The sequence below is a fragment of the Marinomonas maritima genome, from assembly GCF_024435075.2.
Lineage (GTDB): Bacteria > Pseudomonadota > Gammaproteobacteria > Pseudomonadales > Marinomonadaceae > Marinomonas > Marinomonas maritima.
The window spans coordinates 360,334-379,247 of record NZ_JAMZEG020000004.1; the positions used below are offsets into that span (position 1 = coordinate 360,334).

Annotated in this window: 15 protein-coding genes; 7 read left to right on the plus strand and 8 right to left on the minus strand. The window is 44.5% G+C overall.

All coding sequences use genetic code 11. From position 1 onward, the window contains the following. Nucleotides 1–6 precede the first annotated feature (6 nt). From M3I01_RS16840 to M3I01_RS16855, 4 genes are all read right to left on the minus strand, one after another. Entirely contained in the window at nt 7–1,149 is a 1,143-nt protein-coding gene (locus M3I01_RS16840; protein WP_255897077.1) for a carbohydrate ABC transporter permease, read from the minus strand. 1 nt (nt 1,150) lies between these two features. Continuing rightward, the gene (locus M3I01_RS16845; RefSeq protein WP_255897078.1) at nt 1,151–2,161 is read right to left on the minus strand and encodes a carbohydrate ABC transporter permease; all 1,011 of its coding nucleotides are present in this window, start codon (nt 2,159–2,161) and stop codon (nt 1,151–1,153) included. 114 nt (nt 2,162–2,275) lie between these two features. Further along, entirely contained in the window at nt 2,276–3,628 is a 1,353-nt protein-coding gene (locus tag M3I01_RS16850) for an ABC transporter substrate-binding protein (protein WP_255897079.1), read from the minus strand. A 447-nt stretch (nt 3,629–4,075) separates the two neighbouring features. Continuing rightward, nucleotides 4,076–5,047 carry a carbohydrate kinase family protein gene (locus tag M3I01_RS16855; RefSeq protein ID WP_255897080.1) on the minus strand — a complete coding sequence of 324 codons (972 nt, stop codon included), beginning with the start codon at nt 5,045–5,047 and terminating at the stop codon, nt 4,076–4,078. Nucleotides 5,048–5,273: 226 nt separating this feature from the next. Here M3I01_RS16855 and M3I01_RS16860 point away from each other — a divergent pair, with 226 nt between their 5' ends. The 7 genes from M3I01_RS16860 (at nt 5,274) to ushA (ending at nt 13,938) form a co-directional block, all read left to right on the plus strand. Beyond that, nucleotides 5,274–6,008, plus strand: a complete 735-nt coding sequence (locus M3I01_RS16860) for a response regulator (protein WP_255897081.1) — start codon at nt 5,274–5,276, stop codon at nt 6,006–6,008. Beyond that, nucleotides 5,998–7,464 (plus strand): ATP-binding protein, encoded by a 1,467-nt coding sequence (locus tag M3I01_RS16865; RefSeq protein WP_255897082.1) that lies wholly within the window; start codon nt 5,998–6,000, stop codon nt 7,462–7,464. Before M3I01_RS16860 ends, M3I01_RS16865 begins: the two co-directional genes overlap by 11 nt. Nucleotides 7,465–7,719: 255 nt before the next feature. After that, complete coding sequence (locus tag M3I01_RS16870) at nt 7,720–8,967, plus strand: ABC transporter substrate-binding protein (RefSeq protein WP_255897083.1); 1,248 nt, start codon at nt 7,720–7,722, stop codon at nt 8,965–8,967. A 90-nt stretch (nt 8,968–9,057) separates the two neighbouring features. Then, complete coding sequence (locus M3I01_RS16875; protein WP_275565207.1) at nt 9,058–9,987, plus strand: carbohydrate ABC transporter permease; 930 nt, start codon at nt 9,058–9,060, stop codon at nt 9,985–9,987. A 10-nt stretch (nt 9,988–9,997) separates the two neighbouring features. Then, complete coding sequence (locus M3I01_RS16880; RefSeq protein WP_112141418.1) at nt 9,998–10,882, plus strand: carbohydrate ABC transporter permease; 885 nt, start codon at nt 9,998–10,000, stop codon at nt 10,880–10,882. Between the two features lie 89 nt (nt 10,883–10,971). Then, entirely contained in the window at nt 10,972–12,081 is a 1,110-nt protein-coding gene (locus M3I01_RS16885) for an ABC transporter ATP-binding protein (RefSeq protein WP_112135287.1), read from the plus strand. Nucleotides 12,082–12,330: 249 nt separating this feature from the next. Further along, nucleotides 12,331–13,938, plus strand: coding sequence for a bifunctional UDP-sugar hydrolase/5'-nucleotidase UshA (ushA, locus tag M3I01_RS16890; protein WP_255897084.1), 1,608 nt, complete (start codon nt 12,331–12,333; stop codon nt 13,936–13,938). 102 nt (nt 13,939–14,040) lie between these two features. Here ushA and M3I01_RS16895 read toward each other — a convergent pair whose 3' ends face one another. From M3I01_RS16895 to rph, 4 genes are all read right to left on the minus strand, one after another. Next, nucleotides 14,041–14,556, minus strand: a complete 516-nt coding sequence (locus M3I01_RS16895; RefSeq protein ID WP_255897085.1) for a hypothetical protein — start codon at nt 14,554–14,556, stop codon at nt 14,041–14,043. 107 nt (nt 14,557–14,663) lie between these two features. After that, nucleotides 14,664–17,000 carry a sensor domain-containing protein gene (locus M3I01_RS16900; protein ID WP_255897086.1) on the minus strand — a complete coding sequence of 779 codons (2,337 nt, stop codon included), beginning with the start codon at nt 16,998–17,000 and terminating at the stop codon, nt 14,664–14,666. A gap of 97 nt (nt 17,001–17,097) precedes the next feature. Continuing rightward, nucleotides 17,098–17,889: a substrate-binding periplasmic protein gene (locus tag M3I01_RS16905; protein ID WP_255897087.1), complete on the minus strand. Its 792-nt coding sequence runs from the start codon at nt 17,887–17,889 to the stop codon at nt 17,098–17,100. Between the two features lie 209 nt (nt 17,890–18,098). Then, on the minus strand, nt 18,099–18,818 hold the full coding sequence (rph, locus tag M3I01_RS16910) for a ribonuclease PH (protein ID WP_255897088.1): 720 nt from the start codon (nt 18,816–18,818) through the stop codon (nt 18,099–18,101). Nucleotides 18,819–18,914 lie beyond the last annotated feature (96 nt).

Sequence of the window (18,914 nt, forward strand, 5' to 3'; positions counted from 1 at the left end):
GTTGTGTTATTTCACCGAGCCTGCCAGCAAACCGCGCACTAAATAACGCTGTAGGCTAAAGAAGACACACAAAGGAATAATAATGGTAATAAACGCAGACGCCGTGAGAATTTCCCAGTTACCACCACGCGAACCTAACAACTCACGCAGCTGACCGGTTAACACCATGTGCTCAGCATCGTTACCAAGAAACACCATGGCAATCAGCAAATCATTCCATACCCAAAGGAATTGAAAGATGGCAAATGACGCCAATGCAGGGAAAGACAAAGGCAGCACAATCTTACGGAAAATATCAAAGTCTGAAGCGCCATCAACCCGCGCCGATTCAATAATTTCCCTCGGCAAACCAACAATATAATTGCGCAGTAAATAAATCGCTAAAGGCAAACCAAAGCCCGTATGCGCAAGCCAGATCCCCACATAGGTTTTTGAGCCTACGCCAAAAAACTCACCAATCATGTTGTAGCTTTTTAGCAATGGAATCAGTGACATTTGCAACGGCACAACCAGCAAACCCACCACAGCGGCCACCAGTAACGCACGACCAGGAAAACGCATCCAAGCAAGCGCATAGGCCGCAAATGCCGCCACCAAAATAGGAATAATGGTTGCTGGTATTGTGACGGTTAACGAATTAATGAAAGACTTACCCAAACCTTCAGCATTTAATACTTCACGATAGTTTTCTAAGGTAAAGCGAGGTGGAACCTCGGCGGTGTAGAAGATACGGTCACCACGGGAGCCCTTCCATTGCGTCGGCGAAGAAAATGCATAATCGCCATTTTCCAAAACCTGTAAAGTCTCACCTTTTTTAAGTTCCGCCACCGTGCCGACATCAAATTCATCCGGTCTTAATGAGCTAGAACCAAATTGCGTTATTTGGCCTGCCGATCCTTCGAAAAGATTACCGCGAATAACAAAGCGGTCGCCCTCTTGCACTTGAGCCTTTGGTTCATGCGCTCGAGCAATAAGACGCTGTTCTGACGTCGACAATGCGGTCCACCAGCCAGACGTAGACAGTTGGTTTTTATCTCGAATCGACGAGATAAACAAACCTGCTGTAGGAATAGTCCAAATAATGACAAGGAACAGCACAGTCGCATGAACTAAATAGGTTAACGGCGTGCGTTTAGAGGAGGTAATCATATTAACGCCCCTCCATTTCTGCATTGGCGCGACGAATGTTCCACACCATGATAGGAATAACCAACACCATAATAACCAACGCAATCACCGCGCCACGGCCAAAGTCGCCACCACCATTAAACATCCAACTAAACATTTGATTAGCCAATACTTGTGTTCCCCATTGAGCATTCGTCATCGCCAAGACGATATCGAATACCTTCAAAACCAAAATAGTAATGGTGGTCCAAACAACGGCAATGGTTCCCCAGATTTGTGGCACCATGATTTTAGTGAAAATTTGAAAACCATTCGCGCCGTCTAATACGGCAGCTTCAATGGTTTCATCCGGAATACCCCGTAATGCCGCGGATAAAATCACCATGGCAAAACCCGTTTGAATCCAGACTAAAATAATCATTAAAAAGAAATTATTCCAAATCGGAATAGTAAGCCAAGTCTGAGGTTCTCCACCGAAGAACACGACCAAGGCATTCAACAGCCCTATTTGGTCTTCACCACCAGTGCGAAAATCGTAAATAAATTTCCAAATAACCGACGCGCCAACAAAAGAAATAGCCATGGGCATGAAAATCAGGCTTTTGGCAATGTTGCCCCACCAAATACGATCCGTCATGGTCGCAATGATAAGGCCAAAAAAAGTCGCTGCCGTTGGAACAACAATCAGCCAAAGCATGTTGTTACGAAAAGATTCATAAAACTCATCGCTGCCAAATAGCCATTTGTAATTAGCAAGTCCGACAAACTCTTCGCCGCTACGACCATAAAAGGACAAGCGAATAGACTCAATCACAGGGTAGAACAGATAAAACGTTAGCAGTAAGACCGCTGGGCCTAAAAACAACCAAGGGCGAATCGCATTCGACGCACGTAAATTTTTCGTGACCACGTTAGCGGGGCAGTTTTTCGTCGGGAAAATTTTATCTAGCAGGAAATTTGAGCCATAAAAATAAGCGGCACATCCCATAACACCTAGGATCATGGTCACTAACGCTGTGGCAAGCTGTCCCATAGAATCTCCAAAAAATATCAATGCAGTGACAAATTAAAAACCGTCATCTGCTTCACATATAAAATACATAAAAAAGCCCTAGAGCGAGAGTTCGCGCTAGGGCTTCAGACGAAATTACTTCAACGCATCCCATGTTTTTTGGATGTCGTGAGCGACTTCTTTGGCGTCTTTACCACCCGTGTAATCGACCATGCCTGTCCAGAAGGAACCGGCACCAATCTTACCTGGCATCAAATCCGACCCATCAAAACGGAACGTCGTTGCATAACGTATAATTTCACCTTGTTTTTTCGCCGCTTCACTTGAGTAAACCTCTGGGTTCGCTTTCAAGTGAGCAGAGATAAAGCCCGTTTGCGCCATCCACAATTCATGAGAGATTGGCGAGCGGATGAAATCAATAAAGGCACGTGCACCTTTAGAATCATTGGTGATGCTCATCAAGGTTCCGGCGCCCAATACTGGGTTACCCAAATCTTTAGAGGCGTACGCTGGGAAGTAAAAGAAATCGGCGTCTAGACCCAACTTGGTTCCTTCGGGGAAGAAAGCAGGAATGAATGAGGCTTGACGATGTAGATAACATTTAGGCGGTGATTGGAACATGCCTTTTGGGCTATCACGGAAATCTGTAGACGCAACCGCGCCGGCACCGCCATCAACAAACGCATCATTACGAGCAAACCAGCCAAACTCTTCGATAGCACCGACAACACGAGGGTCGTCAAATTTAATCTCGTTGGTTACCCATTTGTCATAAACCGATGCAGGTTGTGTGCGAAGCAATAAATCTTCTACCCAATCTGTTGCAGGCCAACCTGTTGCGGCACCCGAGCCCAAACCAATACACCAAGGAGTGCCGCCATCTGCGACGATCTCTTCCGTTAGCGCCTTCAGATCTTCCATGGTTTCTGGTACGTCGTAACCTGCATCTTCGAAGTTGTCAGGCGAATACCAAACCAAGGATTTCAAATCAGCACGGTAAAATACACCGTAAAATTCTTTTGCGCCTTTTTTGTCCTTAAAGGTTGCTAGATCAACCCAAGATTGGCCCGCTGCGTAGTCTTTTACAACGTCATTTTTTACGGTGTCGCTAAGCGGCGTGAGAAAACCTTTTGCGGCCAAATCTGCGGCTAAACCCGGCTGAGGAAAAACCGAAATGTTCGGCGCGCTGCCCGCTTGCGTATCAATCACGACTTGCTGTTCAAAAGAATCTGAACCAGCGTATTTCACTTTAGCGCCAGTGGCTTTTTCAAAGTAAGCAGTAACGCGCTCAAAGTTGTTTTTTTCATCCCCAGTCCAAGGACCAAATACAGAAATTGTTTCGCCAGAAAGGTCGACGGATTTTAACGCTTCATAAGCGCCCCAGCTAAAGCGAGAATCCTCACCTGGTTTAAATAATAGGTCTGCTGCATGCACAGCATTTACGGAAAGTGTCAGGGCTACTGCCGCGGACAATAGAGATTTTTTCATCATTGCTCCTTACAGGCTCGCTCGGGAAGTCCCTAGCACGCCTTTGTTTTTATTATCATAGGACGAAACAAGGTAAAACATGTCTTCTATAAGGATTAAGAAGGAATGTGATTATTCACAATCAAACACAGAGCTTCAAGCGCCCAATCCCCTTAATATCGACTTAATTGTTTTTAAAATTTAGTAGATTATGACGAAAGTGCGAATCTCGTTTTACGAGTCTGTTTTGTACAAAAAACCAGCAGATAAGAGAATTTATTATGAATTCAGCAAGTTAAGTACAAAAAATCCTATCAAAAACATCCTTTTTTTGCTTTTTTCTTACACATTAAAAAAAGATTGATAGGCATAAAAAAAGCGTGGACATGGCCACGCTTTATCGTTCAACTTAACGCACTAAATGGGTTCTTAACCGTTTAACTAAAACGCCTTCCTATTTTTTGATTATTAAAAACGATCTAGCTGAGCCTGAGCTTGCTCTAAAGACGGCAATGATGGATAAGCACCTAATTTCGTTACTGAATCCGCACCACAAGCGGCGGCAAAACGAATAATATCCACGAGTTGCTGCTGAGAAAATACCGCTAAAGAGGCTCGGTCACCGCCTTTTTCTGCCAATTGATACAGTAAACCACCAACGAATGCATCGCCTGCGGCGGTGGTATCTTTTACTTCTACTTTAGGCGTAACCACCTCACAGACTCCGTGCTCCAGCGTATAAAATCGAATGGCGTTACCGCCGTCCGTCAACACAAACAAGGTCACGCCAGCCGCAAGGGTTTGTTCAATCAACAAAAATGGGTCTTCTGCTAACACAACAAGCTCTTCCAAACTGGCTTTTACAACATCACCACTTTGCATCCAATCGATTACTCGTTGAGTATCGACTTGCTCATTCGGCCAAAGATTCATGCGTAAATTCACATCGATACTGACAATCCAATTCGCCGCACGCGCCATGCTGACACCGGCCAACGTCGCCTTGGTAATATCCGCATCGGTCAGCGTATTAGAGCAAGTGTGAAAAACGCCTTTGCTATCTGCAAACCAAGTCACATCAAAGTCCGACTCTTTAAACAAAATATCAGCCGACGGGCTGCGGTAGAATTCAAAACTACGCTCGCCAGTGTTATCCAAGCTAACAAACGCCAAGGCGGTTTTAGCCTCTTTCGTCATCAGCATGTTATTGGTATTCACGCCATAATCATTCAGCGAGGTTTTCAAAAAATGGCCGAACGCATCGTCACCCACTTGACCCACAAAATGACTATTACCACCCAAACGGGCAACGGCAACGGCAACGTTCGCCGGCGCGCCACCCGGAAACTTAGTAAAGGATTCAAGCTCTCCAGCTTGAGTGGTCCCATTAGAAAGAAAGTCGATTAAGGCTTCGCCGAACGCCATTACTTTTGTTGTCATTATTATGTTCTCTTTTTTGGTACGCAGGCAGTCGCTACGCGGGTATAAATAAGGTTAGGTTAAAAATTATGCAGTGACAAAGACATTAAATCAATTTAATTTATTTAAGAGACTACTCTAGCAAGCTAATATGGGTAATTGGTTCCCTAACACTTTCTTGTTAGACTCAAAATCATGCGATACTGTTTATAATAAATAAAACCTTAACCTTTCACTGAGCAAGAGAATGAACCACGCTAAATGTATCTATGTTGTAGACGATGACGACGAGATTCGCACCCTGCTCAAAACTTACTTAGAAAAACACCAATTTACGGTGTTAACCGCCGATTCTGGCGAAGCATTTTTAGCCGATTTTCGAGCAGAGCAAAATATTGATCTTGTCATTTTAGACATCATGCTGCCCGGTCAAGATGGTTTTGCGGTGTGTCGTTCTTTACGAACACAATCGCAAGTACCTGTGATCATGCTCACGGCAAATTCTGATGAAATGGATCGAATTATTGGCCTAGAAATTGGCGCCGACGATTATCTTGCGAAACCTTTCAACCCTCGTGAACTGCTCGCTCGTATCAAAGCAATCCTGAGACGCATGGAACACAGTGAAGTCGTGGAGATGGCGCCCGTTGCCCATCGCTTTTACCGGTTCTCACACTTCACACTGGATACCATCTCGCGTGAGCTGCACTTTGAGGACGAAAAAGAGTCTTTGTCCGGCGCTGATTACAACCTTCTTATGTTATTTTTAACCCATCCTGGTGCCGTACTAACGCGAGATCTGATTGCGGAAAATACACGTGGCCGTGACAGCGCACCACTTGATCGCTTTATTGACGTGCATGTCAGCCGCTTGCGCCAACGTTTACGAGAAGACGCTCGCCACCCACAATTAATTAAAACCGTTCGTGGCCAAGGCTATATTTTAACCGCGAATGTCGAAACGATCAGCAATGCCCACTAGCACGCCGCTGAGCAAAAGCTCGCGCATCAAGCGCTGGTCTCAGTCGCTTACTGGGCAAATATTGATCATCATGGCACTGGGTGTTGCCAGTGCCCAATTTATTAGTTCGACCATCTGGCTACGACAACTCGAATCCGATACCGAAGAAAACGTACGTGAAGTGTCTAAACACATGGCATTTCGTATCGCCGCCACAGTCAGTTACTTCAAATCTTTACCCACTAATTATCGCCACATTGTCATCGATCAGTTGCAAGACATGGGTGGAACACGCTTCTTTGTGACTCTCAACAAGGAAGAGATTCGCATCAATAACATTCCCGACTCTCCACTCAAAGACATTGTCAAAAACGAAGTTCAATCAACCCTAGTAAAACAGCTGGGCATTCATGATGCTAAAATTTCCTTCTCTAGCCCAAGCGACCTACACGTCATCAACAACCAAACTCGCTTAGTGGATTTACCAGAACGCTGGGGACACCACAGCTTATTAGTAAAACCATTAACGCCACCGATTATTGTCATTCAAATTCCCGTCAATGACACCGATTGGCTGTATCTTGCCAGTTTAATGCCGGACCCTTATTTCTTAGAGGGTACATCGGCACTCAGTGGTGACCGTTTGTTTTCCATGGCAATGTCCGTCATTACCGTACTGCTACTCACTATTCTTATACTCAGACGCGTCACTCGTCCTTTAGCGACACTCGCTCGCGCGGCAGAACGCTTTGGGCAAGGTGATTGGAAACCCATAAAAGAAGTTGGCAGTGTCGAAGTGCGCAATACCGCCAAAGCCTTTAACGATATGCAGCGACGTATCCAGCGCTATTTGAATGACCGAGAAAGATTGTTTGCGTCCATTTCCCATGACTTAAAAACCCCGATTACACGTCTACGTTTGCGGGCTGAAATGCTGGATGAAGATGACATTCGCGATGCGATGATCCGCGATTTGGAAGATTTGGATATGCTGGTAAAAGGCGCACTGCAAAGCGTAAAAGAAACCGATATTCATGAAAATCGTATCGAAGTCAATATTTCTCGAATGCTCACAGACATGCAGTCCACCGCGAACATACACGATACTAAACTCACTGTTGTCGGTGAATTAGAGCATCCTTTTATTGGTAAACCCCTTGCGATTAAACGCTGCCTCGGCAATCTGGTCGACAATGCTTTGTACTACGGCAAAACCGCCACGGTTTACATCGAAGACGATGAAGATGAAGTGTGTATTCGCATCTGTGATCAAGGTCCCGGCATCCCGATTGATAAAATGGATAAAGTTTTTCAACCCTACACTCGGCTTACTCCTGACCACTCAGGTCACCCAGGCGGTATGGGATTAGGGCTCAGCATTGCCCGAAATATTGCCCGCGCCCATGGTGGCGAAGTGACGCTAAGCAACCATATTGAACAAGGGCTAGAAGCAAAACTTTGGCTGCCAAGACACTAACTTCTTGTGGAACTTGATACGTTATATTTGTGCAATTAAAGCGCAATAAAATCGACATAAAAAAGCAACCTTGCAAGACTTCGTTACAATAGGTTGCTCTACTTTACCCCTACTTGTTAATTCCTTTGCTAAATTCTGTAACTCGAACGTACGCATACGCTGATATTCAGACAGCGACGTCGAGACGAATAACGCAATATCAAAACATGTTGATGTATTTGATTAGACGACATAACAATAACAAAGGTTGCTATCATGAAAAAAATTGCTTTCGGTTTAACCACAGTTGCACTTTCTCTAGCCGCAGCTACTTCTCAAGCTGGTGAAGTAGAAGTTCTACATTGGTGGACATCAGGTGGCGAAGCCGCTGCGATCAATGTGCTTAAAGAAGAAATGGTTGGTGCAGGCCACACTTGGAAAGACTTCGCAGTTGCCGGTGGTGGTGGTGAATCTGCCATGACAGTTCTAAAGTCTCGCGCCATTGCAGGCAATCCTCCTTCTGCGGCTCAAATCAAAGGCCCAACTATTCAAGAGTGGGGCGATCTAGGCTTCCTAACAAATCTTGATGACGTTGCAAAAGCTGGCGAGTGGGATGTTGTTCTTCCTCGCGTTGTTAGCGATACAATGAAATACGGCGGTCATTATGTTGCGGCACCAGTTAACGTTCACCGTGTAAACTGGATGTGGGCAAACCCTGAAGTATTCCGTAAGTCAGGCGCATCTATCCCGACGACTTGGAAACAATTCATCGTTGAAGCGAAAAAAATCAAAGCAGCGGGTTTCACGCCACTTGCTCATGGTGGTCAAGCTTGGCAAGACGCGACTCTATTCGAAGCCATTGCTTTGTCTAAAGGCGCTCAATTCTACAGCAGCGCGTTCATCGGCTTGTCTGATAAAGCTCTACGCAGCAAAGAGATGGTAGACGTATTTGATACCTTCAAACAAATGCGTGAATTCGTTGATCCAGGTTTCTCTGGACGTGATTGGAACATCGCAACATCAATGGTTATCAATGGTGACGCAGCAATGCAAATCATGGGTGACTGGGCGAAAGGCGAATTTACCGCTGCTGGTAAAAAAGCCGGCGTTGATTACGTTTGTTACCCAGCACCAGGTACAAGCGGTGCATTCACCTTTAACATTGACTCTCTAGCCATGTTTAAAGTCGATGGTAAAGACAAACAAGCGGCGCAAAAAGATCTTGCTCGTTTGATTCTTGAGCCTAAATTCCAAGAAACATTCAACCTGAACAAGGGTTCTATCCCTACTCGCTTGAACATGCCTCGTGATAAGTTTGACGCTTGTGCGCAGTCTTCAATGGATGCCTTCCTAGCAAGCTCAACAACAGGCAGCTTAGTACCAAGTATGGCTCACGGCATGGCAGTGAACTCTATGGTTCAAGGCGCTATCTTTGACGTTGTGACTAACTTCTTCAATGATGAGTCTATGACATCAAAAGAAGCCGTAGACAAACTAGCTCGCGCTGTTAAAGCAAGTATGTAAGATCTAATCTGCAACAGTAGCTTGCAGTAAACATACGAGGCTGGCCCTCTGGCCAGTCTCTTCGTTTCTCCCTGTAGTGAAGCATCAATTATGAATACTAAAGCCGCCAATTCTGGGTCAGGACAGACTCAGTCAGGACGTCCTGCACGCCTAAGCTTGGCCGACTGGATGCCGAAAATAGTCATGGCCCCAACGGTGATCGTCACCTTGGTGTGCATTTATGGCTATATGATTTGGACAGCCGTCCTCTCTTTCACCAACTCTCGCATGTTGCCGTCTTATGATTTTGTCGGCTTTGATCAATATGAACGCCTTTTCAACAATGACCGTTGGATGGTGGCACTGACCAACCTAGGTGTCTTCGGTGGGATGTTCATTGCTATTTGTTTATTCCTTGGCGTTACGCTGGCCATTTTCTTGGATCAAAAAATTCGCGCAGAAGGCGCACTTCGTACTATTTATCTTTACCCTATGGCGATTTCATTCATCGTCACAGGTACCGCGTGGAAATGGTTGCTAAATCCAACCAATGGCCTAGAAAAAATGATGGTGAATTTGGGTTTCGAAGACTTCACGTTTAATTGGCTAGCGGATCCAGACATGGTTATTTACTGTTTGGTTATCGCCGCTGTTTGGCAAGCATCTGGCTTTGTTATGGCCTTGTTCTTAGCCGGTCTTCGTGGTGTTGATGGCGACCTTATTAAAGCCGCACACCTTGATGGCGCGAGTATATTTACAACGTACCGTCGTATCATTTTGCCGTCACTAAAACCTGTTTTCTTTAGCGCCATGGTTATCCTGTCGCACATTGCGATTAAGAGTTTCGACTTGGTAGCCGCGTTAACCAATGGTGGTCCGGGTTACTCTTCTGATCTACCAGCGAACTTCATGTATGCCCATACCTTTACCCGCAGCCAAGTAGGCCTAGGGTCTGCCTCTGCTATGATTATGTTGGGTTGTGTGTTGGCGATTTTGGTTCCTTATTTGTACTCAGAATTGCGAGGTGAACGCCATGAGTAACGGTCATTCTATGAATAAAAGTACCGTTGGCCGTAAAACATCTGGCCTAGACAAAGTATTACGCGTTGCCTTGTACACTGTATTGACCATCGTTGCGGCTTTCTATCTCATCCCGTTTATCGTCATGCTCATTACATCGCTAAAAGACGTTGAAGAGATTCGTACTGGAACATTACTTTCTCTACCGGCTTCATTGCATTTTGATTCTTGGGTAAAAGCGTGGTCCAGCGCTTGTACAGGCAGTAGCTGTGGCGGTATTTCGCCTTACTTCATGAACTCGTTTCAAATCGTGATACCAGCCGTGCTGATTTCAACACTGCTGGGTGCGATTAACGGTTACGTGATTTCCCTATGGAAGTTCCGTGGAAGTGATTTGTTCTTCGCGTTGTTGTTGTTGGGTTGTTTCGTTCCATTCCAAGTAATCTTGTTGCCAATGGCTCGTACATTGGGCTGGTTAGGCATTGCAAACACGACCTCCGGTTTGGTATTTGTGCATGTGGTTTACGGTGTGGCGTTCACGACACTGTTCTTCCGTAACTTCTACCAGTCAATCCCGAATGAATTGGTCAAAGCGGCACGCCTTGATGGCGCTGGCTTCTTTACTATTTTCTACCGCATTATTTTGCCAGTATCGACCCCTATTATTGTGGTCACCGTGATTTGGCAGTTCACTCAAATTTGGAATGACTTCCTCTTCGGTGTAGCGTTCTCTGGCTTTGATACTCAGCCAGTAACCGTGGCATTAAACAATTTGGTAAACACCAGCTTTGGCGGTAAAGAATACAATGTCGACATGGCCGCTGCCATTATCGCCGCTTTGCCCACACTGGCTGTTTATGTATTCGCTGGAAAATACTTTGTCCGTGGCTTAACCGCCGGTGCGGTGAAAGGCTAACCGCGACATTTACAAACACTAGCGAACAACGCACTCGTGCTTTTCATTTTTTACCACACGAGTGACTCGATAAAATTTGGAGTAATAACATGGCAAACCTCGTCATTGAAAATGTTAAAAAGAGCTACGGCAGCACAGAGATACTAAAAGGCATCAATATTTCCATTAAAGCAGGCGAGTTCCTGATTTTGGTGGGGCCTTCTGGTTGTGGTAAATCCACCCTGATGAACTCAATTGCCGGTCTTGAAGATGTCACCGAAGGCCGCATTCTGATCGCCGATAACGACGTGACTTACACAAGCCCGAAAGACCGTGATATTGCAATGGTGTTTCAGTCTTACGCTTTGTATCCAAATATGACGGTAGAGCAAAATATCTCTTTTGGTTTAGAAATGCGCAAAGTGCCAAAAGAAGAGCGTCAAATCGAAGTACAGCGTGTTGCTGATATGTTACAAATTGATCATTTGCTAAATCGTAAGCCAGCACAATTATCTGGTGGTCAACGCCAACGTGTTGCCATGGGGCGCGCCTTAGCTCGTCGCCCTCAGCTTTATCTATTTGATGAGCCACTTTCTAACCTAGACGCTAAATTGCGTGTAGAGATGCGTACAGAGATCAAGAAGCTGCACAAAAAACTAGGCACAACCATCGTTTATGTAACACACGATCAGATTGAAGCCATGACCTTGGCAGATCGCATTGCGGTAATGAAAGACGGTGAAGTGCAACAGCTAGGTTCGCCACAAGAAATTTACGACAACCCAGCCAATCTGTTTGTTGCGGGCTTCATGGGATCGCCTGCGATGAACTTCATTCCAACCAAAGTCGTCGAACAAAATGGCGTACCGATGTTGGAACTGGCCACCAACACAACCGTCGCCTTGCCATTCCCTAAACCAGAATCGCTAAAAGCGTACGTAGGCAAAACCATCCTATTGGGATTGCGCCCAGAAATGATCACTGAACCTCAGCCACACAAAGAAGGTCAGCCTTTTGTTACTACGACCGACGTAGAAGTAGAAGTGACTGAACCAATGGGTGCCGACACCATGATCCTGACGCGTGTGAACAATGCAGAAATCAACTGTCGCTCTAACCCTATGTACCCAGCTGAAGCAGGCTCAATCATCAAGATGATGTTTGATACCTCCAAAGCGGTTGTCTTTGATAAAGAATCAGGTCGACGTCTAGACCTCTAATTGTCTATTTTTATAACGGTTTAGCTATTTAAAGCACGCCTGCGACAGAGTTTACTGCTCTCGCAGGCTTTTTTTTGCCAAAAACACTGTATTACTGCACAAATGGTCAAAATTACTGCACAGTCTCTCGAATTTGTCACAAATATGAGATACATTTTCATAACTGTAATCAAACAAGCCACTCTATAGTGACACTTGATTATCAAGAATCGAAGTACTGTCGACGAATATCATGAAGGGAACTAAACCATGAAATTACCAAAGCGTTTTATCACGCATCTAGCCATTACTGGTGTCGCGCTCTCCGTAACTGCGTGTTCTATGATGGGACCGCAAAAGCCAGACTGGCAAGAAGACAAAGAATACCGCGTGACTATTTTGCACACCAATGATCACCACGGTCGCTTTTGGCAAAATAGTAATGGCGAATACGGCATGGCCGCTCGCAAAACATTAATCGATAACATCCGTGAAGAAGTCGCACTAGACGATGGCAACTCTTTGTTGCTTTCCGGTGGAGACATTAACACCGGCGTTCCAGAGTCAGATCTTCAAGACGCTGAACCAGATTTTCGTGGCATGAACATGCTGAAATACGATGCCATGGCATTGGGTAATCATGAGTTCGACAACCCGCTTTCTGTATTGAAAAAACAACATGACTGGGCAGGCTTTCCTTTCCTATCTGCCAACATTCTAGACGCGAAAACAGGCAAACCACTGTTCGAAGCGTACAAGATTTTCCAAGTAAATGACCTTAAAATCGCTGTTATGGGCCTAACCACAGACGACACGGTGAAATTGGGTAACCCAGAATTCTTAGAAGGTATCCGAATCGAGTCACCGATTGAAGTGGCTCAGAAGTTGGTTCCAGAGTTACGTAAAAAAGCCGACATCGTTATCGCGGTAACCCACATGGGCCACTATCAAGATGGTAATCACGGCGGTAATGCCCCTGGTGATGTCGCGCTAGCACGAGCGGTTCCTGGTATTGACGTTGTAGTGGGTGGGCACTCTCAGAACCCTTTATTCCAGCCAGACGAGCAAAATGGCACGTTGATTTTGCAAGCACACGAATGGGGTAAATACGTTGGACGTTTAGACTTTGTCTATAAAAATGGCGCTATTGTGTGGTCTGAATACCAATTAATCCCTGTTAATTTGAAGAAAAAAGTCAAAGACGCTGAAGGCAAGTCTGTGCGTGTTTTCATTGAAGACGAAATCGCACAAGACCCGACGATGCTTGAAATGTTGTCGCCTTTCCAAGAAAAAGGCCAGGACGAACTGAATGTTGAAATCGGTTTTTCAACCGACGACTTCATTGGCGAGCGTAGCATTGTTCGTAATCAAGAAACTAACCTAGGTAACTTGATTTCTGTTGCGATGAAAGAAAAAGTAAGTGCAGACATCGGTGTCATGAACTCTGGCGGTATCCGTGACAACTTAGAAAAAGGCATCGTTACTTACAAAAGCGTATTGAAAGTACAACCTTTTGGAAACATGGTGTCTTATGTTGACTTTAGTGCAACAGAGTTAACGGATTACCTGACTGCCGCAGCGGCAAAACAAGCAGGTACAGGGGCTTTTGCACAGTTTGATGGCGTTTCTTTAATGCTAAAAGACGGCAAAGCAACCAACATCATGGTGAATGGTAAAGCGCTGAATGCTAGCAAAACCTACCGTATCGCGATGAACAATTACACCGCATCAGGTGGTGACGGTTACCCTAAAATCGTTGATCATCCAAACTATGTAAACTCAGGTTATGTTGATGCTGATGTGTTGGTGGAATACATTCAAAAACACTCCCCGCTTGATGGTGCTAAGTTTGCGCCAACGGGCGCAGTGAAGCGTTAATATCAGCAAACACGAATAAATAACAGATATAAAAAAAGCGCCAGTAGAGTATTCATCTACTGGCGCTTTTTTCGCTTAATACGTCACAAAATCAAAAAAAGGTTACTGCTTCTTATAGGTTAACGACCAAGTCAGCGGTGTCGGTAGTTTTTCAGACTCTAACTTAACGGTAAACAGTAATTCTTGGTCACCGACCTGTTTCCAAGTATTGGTACGTTTGCCTCGTTCGGACTCAAGGATAACAACAACCGAGTCGCTCGTTTGCTGATAAGTGCCGGAGATTTCAACACCTTCTTCGTCTTTTTTAATCACTTCTGCGTTGGCCGTTAGTGGAATGGTATCCACTTCCGCATCATCACATTGCCACTGAAATTGCGTCTCCTGCAAACCCAATAGCCACTGATGACAGATTTGCGTCTGTTTTTTTAATACAGGCCTCGCCAAAGCGCGAATAAAGAAATTCATCTCCTGGGCCACGTTCTCAACAGCGACATCTAACTTAGCTTGCGTGCTGTCAGCATCTTGTAATATCCACTTTCCACCTAAGTCTACGCCCGCAGCCTGTACACCTGAACTGAGCGCAACGCTTAATACACCAACACCAATCAGTCTATTCACCTTACTTCTCCTTATTTTTATTGTGAATAGATGATCGCAAAGAACCGCAAGATTGTAAGGCGCAAAAACGCGCACAATGACTGACATTTAGCGCCACGAAGGTGGCTTTAGATGCTTTGACGCTCTAATGGGAAAGACACGCTGCCACACAGATATTGAGTGGCAATATCACCGGTAACAGGTTTAGAGAAGTAATAACCTTGATATCTCGCACAACCTATTTTTTCTAAAATATTTTTTTCTATCGCGCTTTCTACCCCTTCAGCCAAGACAGACAGATTCATGTGATTCGCCATCGACACAATCGTATTGATGATGACATGACTGTTTGGATCGTTAGAAAGGTCACGAACAAAGGATTGATCTATCTTTAATTGATTGATAGGGAAATGTTGCAAATAACGCAATGAAGAATAGCCCGTTCCAAAATCATCAATAGAAAACCGAACTTGATGCTCTTTAAGCTGCCCCATTTTTTCCGCGACCGACGCGATGTTTTCAACCAACATACCTTCAGTGATTTCTAAATCGAGCAATCTAGGCTCTATCTGCGTGTTTTCTATGACTTCTTTCACTGTGCCTACAAAACTGTCCTTGGCGAATTGATAAGGGCTAATGTTAATGGCCATGCCTTCAAAAGATGCCGGTAACCCCAAGTCTTGCCATACCTTTAATTGCTGGCAGGCGTTGTCTAACACCCAGTATCCGACATCATCAATGATGCCAAGTTCTTCTGCAATGGGTATAAAGCGCGAAGGAGAAACCAAGCCAAGTTCTTCACTAAACCAACGTAACAACACTTCAAAACCTATCAATTTTCCGTTTTTATTCACTTGTGGTTGATAGACTAAATAGAATTCATCGTTGCGAACCGCACTGTGTAAGGCTTTTTCTAACGTGGCCCGTTCGGCTACTTGCGCTTGCATTTCTTGACGATAAAAGCGGAAACCGTTACGGCCGCCCTCTTTCGCCTCATACATAGCCGTATCCGCTTGACGTAGAGCCTCCATGTCATCCGCATCGTCTAAAGGAAACAAGCTAATGCCAATACTTACTGAAATAAATAAATCAGCTTTCTCTAAATGGAACACTTGAGACATCTGAGCCAACAAGGTCTCAGCCAACGAGGTTACTTTTTTCTGTGCTTCATTAAGCTCTATATCAAGCATTGGTATCAACAAAACGAATTCATCGCCACCAATGCGCACCGCCGTATCCGCCTCAGACAGACAGGAAACAATACGTTTAGCCGCTTCAACTAAAAGGGCATCCCCCATATGGTGCCCCATGGAATCATTAATATTTTTAAAACGGTCTAAATCAATAAATAACAACCCTCCTATTTGTCCATTATCCCGAGCCGTGGTAATGACTTGCTGTAAGTTTTGATTTAAAAACCGTCGATTGGGTAGGTTAGTTAGCGCATCGTAATAGGCCAAAAAGTTCACTTGTTCTTGGTCTTTTTTACGCTGGGTAATGTCTCTAAAGGACGCTAAGAAAAAGGCCTCATTGTCTAGCGTAATGATGTTTCCACACACTTCCACAGGAAAGCAATCACCATTACTTTTATGGTATTTCGTCTCATATATTTTGGGATCTCCCTGCGAATTACTCGTCCACCCTTTCAATGTGCTCGGCTCTTGCTCTGGATCGATATCTTGAATATTTAACGTCAGTAACGTGGGAGTGTCATAATCTAATAGTCGGCAAGTTTCGCTATTACAATCCACTATTTGGCCTTTTAAATTGGTGAGTAACATGCATTCGCTGGATTGGTGCAGCACCGCTTTAAAATACGCCTCGCTTTTCGCCAGTTCACTCTCTACTTTCTTACGTTTATGCCAAAGTGCCGTAATAGTACGCGCTAAGATACCCAGTTCGTCTTCACGGGACGTCTGTTTAAACTTCAATTCGGCTGGTTCGTCTTCTTCTTTTTCCAGCCAATTTAGTTGCTCAATCACACGATAAAGCGGCCTCGAAATTTGGAAATAAAACAGCATAAACATGGCTAGGCTGAGTAAAGACGCGGATATAAAGGACGTAGCAACTAAGCGAATACTTCGTCGAATAAAACCATTCGTCGCTGCTGCATTATCAATTGAAACAACAAGAGTACCCACCACCAATTGATCGTCACGTTTTAAAGGCAAGGTAAAACGTGCGGGTAACCCACTAAAAATTTTTGAAGATAACCAGCGTAACGGTAAAGGAGCTAATGACCGATACATGCTTGCCAATTCGTAACCTAAATCATCCTCTAATTTTGCTTTATGAAAGCTATTGGAGCGCATTAAGCCAGTCAAAACAGTCTTGGCTAAATCATCGTCTAAATAGTAAGCCGCTTCTGATGCCGAACTTTCGACAATACGTAACGTCGACATGATCTGATTTTCAATGATTACCTGCTCTTCTTTCCAATCAATAGCAATTTGAAAAGTACTCATTAAGAGACTTAATAGCAACAAAAGCACCAAGGCCCATTTAGCTTGTTTATACGACAGTCGCTTACGCAGAGCTAACATAATCCCTCACTCTATACGGCTATTGAGTTACTAAAGAAAAACCGTATTTCTTTAGTATTTCGTCTCTCTTGCCACTCTTGCTCAATGTATCCAAACCTTTATTTAATACATTACGCCACTTTTCGGCTTCTGGATGCAATTTACTAAAGCAGACAGAGTAATGGTCTAAACCCAACTCTGACACATCATAGAAACTAAGGGAATCGATAACCTGCATACGTTTAGCTGCAAAAATAGCACTATCACGCTCCGTCATGAAAACATCTTGATTACGACGTAATAACACATTAATTCCTTGCTCTAGCCCTGACACAGAAGAGTAAGGAATATCAGCACTGTCTAAAATGTTGGTTTGAGACCAACCATTTACAGCCGCAACATTGTATTTTTTGAGAATATCTAAAGTAGGAATCTCATCATCCAGAAAAGATCGGCGAGTCACAAACGTATTGGCAGAATCACTCAGGTTGTCAGAAAATAGTGCAAATTTTTCACGAATAGGAATGGGTCGACACGATACAGCGCCTAATATCAAGCCCGCTTCCACATCACGCATGATACGTTTCCAAGGCATTAATTCGATTCGAACCGTCACGCCCTGAGTAGCGTATGCGGCACGTAGCACATCGACATCAAAACCATAAACAGTATCCACCACTCCAAAGTTTGACGAAGGCGGCAACTTATTAGCATCAATAACATGAGGAGGAAAATGTATCGTATGCAATACAATTTCTTCAGCGTACAAAACCTTTGGCACGCACAACATTATCACCACAAAAGAAAGTAAAAAACGGCGTATTTTTATCATTATTATGTTCCCCGTCACTCAATTTTTCGTTGAAATAAGCCAACTTACGCCCATTTCACGATGTTTAAATATGAAGCAGAACACAACCCGACTCAAGCATTATAAATGCATTAATACTCTTAATTATCAGCAAAAAACGAGCCCAATGACTAAACACAACGCAAAAAAAATCTAGCCGAAGCTAGATTTTATTAAATACACCACATCCATTACTTATCGGATAAAGCCGCGCGTTGCGCTTCCATTATTTCCGTAATGCCTTTACGCGCCACCGCCAGCATGCCCATCATGTGCTCATCACTAAAGGCCTCACCTTCAGCGGTGCCTTGGATCTCAATGAAACCGCCTTTGTCGTTCATAATGACATTCATATCGGTTTCCGCATTAGAATCTTCAGGGTAATCCAAATCTAAAACAGGTACGCCTTTATAAACACCAACAGAAATCGCCGCGATTTGGGAAACAATTGGGTTCTCTTTAACCTTCTTTTTTCCAACTAAAACACGCATTGCGTCCGACAAAGCAACAAAACCGCCAGTGATAGACGCCGTGCGAGTGCCACCATCTGCTTGAATAACATCACAGTCGATTGTAATCGTGTTTTCACCGAGTTTTTTAAGGTCCACCGCCGCGCGCAAAGAACGACCAATCAAACGCTGAATCTCAACAGTACGGCCACTTTGCTTACCTCGAGCCGCTTCACGGTCCATACGACTGTGTGTTGAACGAGGCAACATACCGTATTCTGCCGTGATCCAACCTTGGCCTTTGCCTTTCAAAAAACGCGGCACGCCAGAAACCACGGTAGCAGTACAAATAACTTTGGTATCGCCACACTCAATTAAAACGGAACCTTCCGCGTGTTTTGTAAAATGACGAGTGATTTTAAGGGGACGTAACTGATCTACTGCTCTTCCGCTTGGGCGCATACTGGTTCTCTCTATTGGTCAACCATCATAAAGTCGCAATTATAACGAACCTACACAAAATTGCGCCCCCAGCGATAGGAAAACACAACAATAAGC

Bases quoted from the DNA above. Each gene is read 5' to 3' on its own strand.
- M3I01_RS16860 (WP_255897081.1), top strand. From the start codon at position 5,274: ATGAACCACGCTAAATGTATCTATGTTGTAGACGATGACGACGAGATT.
- M3I01_RS16855 (WP_255897080.1), bottom strand. From the start codon at position 5,047: ATGACAACAAAAGTAATGGCGTTCGGCGAAGCCTTAATCGACTTTCTT.
- M3I01_RS16845 (WP_255897078.1), bottom strand. From the start codon at position 2,161: ATGGGACAGCTTGCCACAGCGTTAGTGACCATGATCCTAGGTGTTATG.
- M3I01_RS16840 (WP_255897077.1), bottom strand. From the start codon at position 1,149: ATGATTACCTCCTCTAAACGCACGCCGTTAACCTATTTAGTTCATGCG.
- rph (WP_255897088.1), bottom strand. From the start codon at position 18,818: ATGCGCCCAAGCGGAAGAGCAGTAGATCAGTTACGTCCCCTTAAAATC.
- M3I01_RS16905 (WP_255897087.1), bottom strand. From the start codon at position 17,889: ATGATAAAAATACGCCGTTTTTTACTTTCTTTTGTGGTGATAATGTTG.
- M3I01_RS16850 (WP_255897079.1), bottom strand. From the start codon at position 3,628: ATGAAAAAATCTCTATTGTCCGCGGCAGTAGCCCTGACACTTTCCGTA.
- ushA (WP_255897084.1), top strand. From the start codon at position 12,331: ATGAAATTACCAAAGCGTTTTATCACGCATCTAGCCATTACTGGTGTC.
- M3I01_RS16880 (WP_112141418.1), top strand. From the start codon at position 9,998: ATGAATAAAAGTACCGTTGGCCGTAAAACATCTGGCCTAGACAAAGTA.
- M3I01_RS16900 (WP_255897086.1), bottom strand. From the start codon at position 17,000: ATGAGTACTTTTCAAATTGCTATTGATTGGAAAGAAGAGCAGGTAATC.
- M3I01_RS16875 (WP_275565207.1), top strand. From the start codon at position 9,058: ATGAATACTAAAGCCGCCAATTCTGGGTCAGGACAGACTCAGTCAGGA.
- M3I01_RS16865 (WP_255897082.1), top strand. From the start codon at position 5,998: ATGCCCACTAGCACGCCGCTGAGCAAAAGCTCGCGCATCAAGCGCTGG.
- M3I01_RS16885 (WP_112135287.1), top strand. From the start codon at position 10,972: ATGGCAAACCTCGTCATTGAAAATGTTAAAAAGAGCTACGGCAGCACA.
- M3I01_RS16870 (WP_255897083.1), top strand. From the start codon at position 7,720: ATGAAAAAAATTGCTTTCGGTTTAACCACAGTTGCACTTTCTCTAGCC.